Below are 7372 nucleotides of genomic sequence, written 5' to 3'. Positions count from 1 at the left end.
GCTCTAATTATTTAAATTATTACATATTTAGCCGCATTTTTGGGGGGGATAGTTAAATTATCACGAAAAATTTTTACTCCTCAGAGCTGCAAGGTTTGACACAAAATTGCCACATTCTTCACAAACGAATTTAGCCAACCATCCGGATTCAACGTTTTATAACAGAATGTAGCCAACTGAAAAAGCGCCACAAAGAAAAACCTTCTGCAAGGCAGAAGGCTGGATGCTGATCCTTATATTTTCGCCGGCAAGGCGGATTGGATTTCCTGATAAAACGCATCGAACTGTTTCAAATCCATTTGCTGTGCGGCGTCCGAAAGCGCGACTGCCGGATCCGGGTGCACTTCCGCCATCACACCGTCCGCGCCGATCGCAAGCGCCGCTTTGGCGGCCGGAAGGAGCAAATCCCTTCTCCCTGTCGAATGGGTCACATCCACAAATACCGGCAAATGCGTTTCCTGTTTTAAAATCGGAACCGCCGTGATATCGAGCGTATTGCGGGTCGCCCGTTCGTACGTCCGGATGCCCCGTTCGCAAAGAATAATCTGTCCGTTTCCTCTTGACATAATGTATTCAGCGGCATTGATAAATTCTTCAATCGTTGCCGCGAGCCCGCGTTTTAAGAGAATTGGCTTCTGGATGGAACCTGCCGCTTTCAACAGCTCGAAATTCTGCATATTGCGCGCGCCGATTTGGATTACATCGAGGTAATCGGCCGCTTTTTCGAGATCAGCAGGTGTCACGATTTCACTGATCACAGCGAGATCATATTCATCGGCAATCTGCTTTAAAATTTTCAGGCCTTCAAGCCCAAGCCCCTGAAAATCATACGGAGAGGTGCGCGGTTTGTAGGCGCCGCCGCGAAGCAGTTTCAGCTCCTTCGCTTTTACGGATGCCGCAACAGCCGCAACCTGGTCGTACGATTCAACCGAACACGGGCCGAATACAAAATGCGGGTTGCCGTCGCCCACTTTTTCGCCTTTAATGTCAACAATTGTATTTTCCGGCTGTTTCTTCCGCGAAACAAGCAATGCTTTCCGGTGGTCATCTTCCTGCAGTTCAAGGGCCGCTTTAAAAATCTCTTTAAATAAATGTTCAATGGTAGACGTTTCAAACGGGCCATCGTGATGTTCTATAATGGCATTCAGCATTTCGCGTTCCCGGATCGGGTCATAGCGGCTTACGCCCTGGGCTTCTTTCAGTTTCCCGATTTCCTGGACGAGCTCACCCCGCTTGTTGATCAACTCCAGCAGCTTTAAGTTTACTTCTTCAACTTCTTTCCGCAATTGTTCAAGCTCTCTGTTCCCCACGTACCTCTCATCCTCTCTGTCAATATCCTTATCTCATTTTGTTGCCGGTGCCTGTTGCCATAAAAGTTTACAAGTGATTGCACTTATTATAATCGATTCATTTTAAAAAGTCACGGAAAAATTCTTTACTGGATAAACGCTTTTATGTACTAAAGCAACAACCGTCCTGTTATTGTTTTATATGTTTTTTTCGGAAAAGGTTCCCGCTCGGCCTGAAAAAAAGCGCACAAAAAGGGGCAGGCTCTTAGCCCGTATCATTCGTCTTGTTCTGTTTTGCCGCCTGAAAAGCGCAAAAAAAAAGCGGCAGACATGCCGCTTTTTTTGCGTCGTTACTCGCCGGCCGATGAGGAACTGCCTGGATTTGAACTTTGCTGGTTCACATCTCCCGTATCCGTTTCGGCTTTATCTTTTGCCTGCTGCGCGGTCTGGACGGCGCTGTCTTTCAGCTGGTTGCCTTTCTGCACGGCAAAATCGCGTACTTGTTTTGTTTTTTCAGCAGCCTGCGAAGCCAGCTGGGTGCCTTTTTCGGTCGCAAATTCACGCCAGCCGTCTGTTTTTCCTTTGATGGTTTCCACCTGGCCGCTTAAGTCTTCCCGAAGTTCTTTCCCTGATTTCGGCGCCAACATAAGCGCTACCGCAGCACCGACAACACCGCCGACAATTGCACCAGTCAAAAAATCTTTCGTGGACATTTGTTCTTCAGACATGTAAATTCCTCCTTCAGTTTATGAATTTCTTACCCGTTGGAGCAGCCTTTCATCATTACGGGCCGGTTCTTCAAGAAGGTGTTTCGGGATAGGGTTTTGGGCATGGACAGGATGGGTTTCATTCGTGCCTGCACCTTTTTTGCCCGACCATCTATCTTTTATTTCCTTCAGCGCAGCGCCCCATTGCACGGCCTGTGCAATTTTGTCCTGCCTTTTGCTGACGGCCGAAGCAATCGATGTTGTGACTTTACGCAGCGTCTGGCTCAGTTGCTGGGCGGAAACACCGATATCTTCCACGGCATAGACGACACTGTTCAGCCTTTCCAATTTATGCTCGATGTCTTCAACCAGCACATTCGTTTTTTCTAGTAATTTTGTAGATTCCTCTGTAATGCCGTGCATCTGCCCTTCAAGGCCCTTTACCGTATCCGACAAGTTGTCCAATGTTTTGCTTAATGATTTCAATGTCCTCGTCAGGGCGATGACCAGAATGAGGAATGCAACAGCAATTAGCGCCACGCTCAAATACAGGATAATTTTCATCTTTCGTTACCACCTCCATGTACAATGTACAATAAAATTACCCCAAATCGCCTTCCTTAAACAATTGGGGGTTGAAATCTTTGCGGGTACCACCCTTATTTTCGCATAACGGCCGCCTTATGCCAACAAAAATGGAAACATTTTCTGCTTGACAAATCTCATAACAAAAAGAGGCATTGCCCGCCTGTTTTTCGGACAATGCCTCTGCCTTACCGGCTTACATGCTTTTGCAGCAATGTTTCGTATGCCTTTTGGTACTTTTGGATATCCCCGGCACCCATAAAGAGGATGACACTGTTTTCAATGCCAAGAAGCGGGGACATGTCCTCTTCCTTGATAATTTGCGATCCGCCGACTTTTTCCTGCAAATCGTAAATAGAAAGCTTTCCGTGATGTTCACGCGCCGAGCCAAAAATATCGCACAGAAAAACCCGATCTGCAAGGTTTAAACTTTCCGCAAACGCTGTAAGAAATGCCTGCGTGCGGCTGAAAGTATGCGGCTGGAATACGGCGACAAGCTCTCTTTCCGGATATTTTTTCCGCGCGGCATCAATGGTTGCCTTAATCTCGGTCGGGTGGTGGGCATAGTCATCAATGATGATTTGCGTGCCGATTTCTTTTTCCGTAAAGCGGCGTTTGACCCCGTGAAATGTTTTTAAATGCGTTTTAACCGCTTCTTTTTCGATGCCTTCGTATTGGCAGAGGGCGATGACCCCGAGCGCATTCAGCACATTGTGGTTCCCGAAGGAGGGAATTTCGAACGTTCCGTAAAAACTATTGCGGACCACCACATCGAATTTCGTTCCTTGCGGCTCCGTCACAATATTTCTTGCCTGAAAATCGTTGCCTTCTTCAAAGCCATAAAAAACAACCGGCACTTTTGCCTGAATTTTTTGCAGCTGCTCGTCATCCCCGTAAGCGATGATGCCTTTTTTGACTTGCAGCGCCATTTCTTGAAAAGCGGAAAAGACATCGTCAATGTTCGCATAGTAATCCGGATGGTCGAAGTCAATATTGGTCATAATCGCATAATCCGGATGGTAGGAAAGAAAGTGGCGCCGGTATTCACATGCCTCAAATACAAAATATTCCGCTCCCGGAACCCCTTTTCCCGTTCCGTCCCCGATCAAATAGGAAGTGGGCTTGATCTCATGCATGACATGGGCAAGCAGCCCGGTAGTCGATGTTTTGCCGTGCGCGCCTGTTACAGCAACGCTCGTAAAATTTTTCAGAAACTCACCGAGAAATTTATGGTAACGGATCACAGGAATGCCGCGTTTCATCGCTTCATCAATTTCTTCGTGCGTATCGGGAAAAGCATTGCCGGCAATCACCGTCAGGCCGGGGCGGATGTTTTCCCGGTTGAAAGGCAGGATCTTAATGCCGGCATCTTCTAATGCCTGCTGGGTAAAAAAGCGCTTTTCCACGTCAGACCCCTGCACTTCGTATCCGATGTCATGCAGGATCTGTGCCAGTGCGCTCATGCCCGATCCTTTAATCCCTACGAAATGGTATACAGTCATAATAGAACCTCCAACAATGTCTATATGTATGCAGTATATGATAAAAACCCGCCATGTGCGATAAGGCATGTTTCCACAGCAGCTGTACAGGCTTTATACGGCCGCCTTCATGCCCATCATAAAAAAATCATACTCCATCATTATATCATTTCCAGGCAGCCGTGAACATGAAAAAGCGGAATTTTGCCCGCAGCCCGCCGGAAGCCGGAAAGGGCAGTTCACATCCGCATTCTTCATGCCCTTTTTCCACTATCCTTGCCAAAACAGCTGCCGGCTATAAGGAAAAACCATCACTCTCTGCTTTCTGCTTCCTGCATTTGCATCAATTCGCTTTTCGTGATTAAAACATCCCGCGGCTTGCTTCCTTTCGCCCCGGAAATAATCCCCTGCTGCTCCATCATATCAATCAGGCGGGCAGCCCGGTTATAGCCGATCCGGAAATTGCGCTGCAAAAGTGACGTGGACGCCCCGCCCTGATGAATGACAAATTCGCAGGCGTCGGGAAAAAGCTCGTCTTCTTCTTCGCCCGGTTCCGTTTGTCTCAGCAATTCTTCAGGCTGGAACAAATATTCAGGCGTTGCAGCTTCCCTTACATATGACACAACATCGTCGATTTCACGGTCGCTCACAAAAGTGCCCTGCAGCCGGACCGGTTTGGAAGTACCGTTTTCCAAAAACAGCATGTCCCCTTTTCCAAGCAGCTTTTCCGCCCCGCTCATATCGATAATGGTGCGCGAATCGACCTGTGAAGAGACGGAAAAAGCAATGCGCGTCGGGATATTGGCCTTGATTAAGCCGGTAATGACGTCCACGCTTGGCCGCTGTGTCGCCAGAATCAGGTGAATCCCGCAGGCGCGCGCTTTTTGCGCAATCCGGCAGATGGCATCTTCCACATCCCCCGGCGAGGTCATCATTAAATCAGCGAGCTCATCGATGACAATGACAATATACGGCAACTTTTCGGAAAACCTGCGGGTACGGGCGGCCATTTCATTATAACGGTGAATATCGCGTACACTTTCATGGGCAAACAATTCATAACGCCTTTCCATTTCTTCAACCGCCCACTTTAATGCCGCTGTTGCCATTTTGACATCTGTAATGACCGGGCTGACGAGATGCGGAATCTGATTATATGGCGCAAGCTCCACCATTTTCGGGTCGATCAGGAGCAGTTTCAAATCCTGCGGCGCCGCTTTATACAGAAGCGAAACAAGCACCGAATTGATACAGACGCTTTTTCCCGATCCGGTGGCGCCTGCAATCAGCCCGTGCGGCATTTTTTGCAGGTCGGTTACAACCGGTTTTCCGGAAATATCCAGGCCCATCGCAACCGTCAACGGGGATTTGCTGTTTTGAAATACGGGATCGCCGATAATCTCACGCAAACGGACAGGGCGGCTTTTCAAGTTCGGGATTTCAATGCCGACCGTATGCTTGCCCGGAATCGGCGCTTCGATCCTGATATCTTTCGCAGCGAGGCTTAATTTTAAGTCGTCGTTCAGATTGGTGATTTTATTGACTTTTACGCCTGGTTCAGGCTGGACTTCAAACCGGGTAACGGAAGGCCCCTGGCTTGCATTTACCACTTTCGCGCGGACATTGAAATTTTCAAGTGCCTCATCCAGCGTATAGCTTTGTTCTTGGATCCACCCCTCATCCCGGGTCTGCTTTACCGGCGGCTCCAGCAACGAGAGCGGCGGGAAAGAAAACGGTTTTTCACGACTGTTTTCGGCCGGGTTTTCCTGTTCCGGCCGGGGAACCGGGGCCTCTTTTTTTTCTGTGATCTTCCGGCGATCCTGTTTCAGCATCAGCACGTTAAACGGCAGATGCTTTCTCGGGCGTCCTTCCGTTTTTGTTGCTTCGCCGGATGACGGAGAAATGCCCGCCGTTTCCGTATGCCGCTGTTCCGGTTCATTTCCTGCATTTTTTTCGGCTTTTTCCAAAGCATATATCGAAGAGACTTTTTCCGGTTCATTTGCAAGGTCCGCCATGCTTGCCTTCGGAGAAACAGCCGCGGCTTTCCCTGTTTCCGGTCTGTTTGCCGGATCGGCTTCGGATTCCACTTTTCCAGGATCACTTGCCAGGCTGGCTTTCCCTGTTTCCGGTTCATCCGCCAGGCTTATGCCAGTTTTCTCCAATCCGTCTGCTGCTCCAGATTCCGGCGTTCCTATGCTATATTGTTCTGGCTCCATATTCTCCAAAGCGGACGCCGGGGTCTCTTCCGCTTTCCCTTTTGCCGGTTCACTTGCCGGATAGGATGCCATTGTTTCTTTTTCTGCTTCATCTGCCGGGTTTGCACCGGATTCTTCAGAAGAAATGGCCGCCGCATCCTCTTTTGGCAGCGCACTTGCCGGGCCGGATTCCGACGTTTTCACTTTCGGCTGTTCCGATTCATTAGACGGAATTGTGCCGGGTACTTCTAGCCTGTATGCCGTTTCGGATTCCGGCGTTCCTGCGGCTTCATCTGCCGCACCTGGCGAATCTTCGCCGTGCCCTGTTTCCGTTTGGACAGATTCGCCCTTTTCCGCCTGATCCGCTGTTGTGCGCCCGGCTTGATCTGCCGGTAAATCAGTTTGTTCCTCTTCGAACCAATGATCCGCCATTTGGATGCCGTGTTCCGGTTCTGCCGGGTTCCCTTCGCCGTCCGTGCCCGGATTTTCTGCAAAATCAAGCAATTGCTGCAGTTTTGCCATATCGAATAGATGGATATCCTTTTTATAATGATCTTCCAGCTCGTATTCCAACACTGTTGTTTCTTCTTGCGAAGGCAAATCATTTGCCGGCCGTTTGAATCCAAAGACCGGGGAAGGGATGTCCGTCGGCCGGAAAGGATGGCCTTTTTGCACCTTTTCTCCCCGTTCTGGCCGTGGATCCGGACGATGTTTTTTTGCCCGCGGCTGCTGCTTTTCCGGTTTTTCAGTCGTCTTCCGGCGTTCCCCTTCCTGATCCGGAATCACAGGAAAACGAAACTGTTTTTTCGGATAATGATAAGCCACACGGGTATCTATATTCTCCGGGCGTGCCTGGTAAAGCCCGGCCGGATCCCGGGCCTCTTCGTGCACGTTTTCATCTTTGAAGTATTTTGCCATTTTTTTAATCCAGCTCAAATTCATCACTCTTTCCTTTGCTCATGCGTCCGAAGAGCCTTTCAAAAATTCCTCTCACCTTCCATTATACAAAGGAAACACATGTTTTTCGAGGGATTTTTTAACACGGGCACGTCAGCATAAAAAAATCGGGGGTAGGCACATTATGACTGATACTATTTTTTGAAGGAGGGAATGGA

5 protein-coding genes are annotated in these 7372 nt (G+C 49.0%); all 5 read right to left on the bottom strand.

What is annotated here, in order from left to right:
* Nucleotides 1–233: 233 nt before the first annotated feature.
* Nucleotides 234–1310 (bottom strand): bifunctional 3-deoxy-7-phosphoheptulonate synthase/chorismate mutase, encoded by a 1077-nt coding sequence (locus IC21_RS08490; protein ID WP_029141444.1) that lies wholly within the window; start codon nt 1308–1310, stop codon nt 234–236.
* A 329-nt stretch (nt 1311–1639) separates the two neighbouring features.
* Complete coding sequence (locus IC21_RS08485) at nt 1640–2017, bottom strand: YtxH domain-containing protein (RefSeq protein ID WP_017554629.1); 378 nt, start codon at nt 2015–2017, stop codon at nt 1640–1642.
* An 18-nt stretch (nt 2018–2035) separates the two neighbouring features.
* Nucleotides 2036–2560: a DUF948 domain-containing protein gene (locus IC21_RS08480; protein ID WP_019720690.1), complete on the bottom strand. Its 525-nt coding sequence runs from the start codon at nt 2558–2560 to the stop codon at nt 2036–2038.
* Between the two features lie 209 nt (nt 2561–2769).
* Nucleotides 2770–4083, bottom strand: a complete 1314-nt coding sequence (gene murC / locus IC21_RS08475) for a UDP-N-acetylmuramate--L-alanine ligase (RefSeq protein ID WP_029141445.1) — start codon at nt 4081–4083, stop codon at nt 2770–2772.
* 290 nt (nt 4084–4373) lie between these two features.
* Nucleotides 4374–7199: a DNA translocase FtsK gene (locus IC21_RS08470; protein WP_029141446.1), complete on the bottom strand. Its 2826-nt coding sequence runs from the start codon at nt 7197–7199 to the stop codon at nt 4374–4376.
* Between the last annotated feature and the right edge of the window lie 173 nt (nt 7200–7372).

Source organism: Heyndrickxia coagulans DSM 1 = ATCC 7050 (assembly GCF_000290615.1).
Taxonomy (GTDB): domain Bacteria; phylum Bacillota; class Bacilli; order Bacillales; family Bacillaceae_C; genus Weizmannia; species Weizmannia coagulans.
The sequence above is the reverse complement of the archived record's forward strand: the minus strand, read 5'-3'. Positions and strand labels throughout refer to the sequence as shown.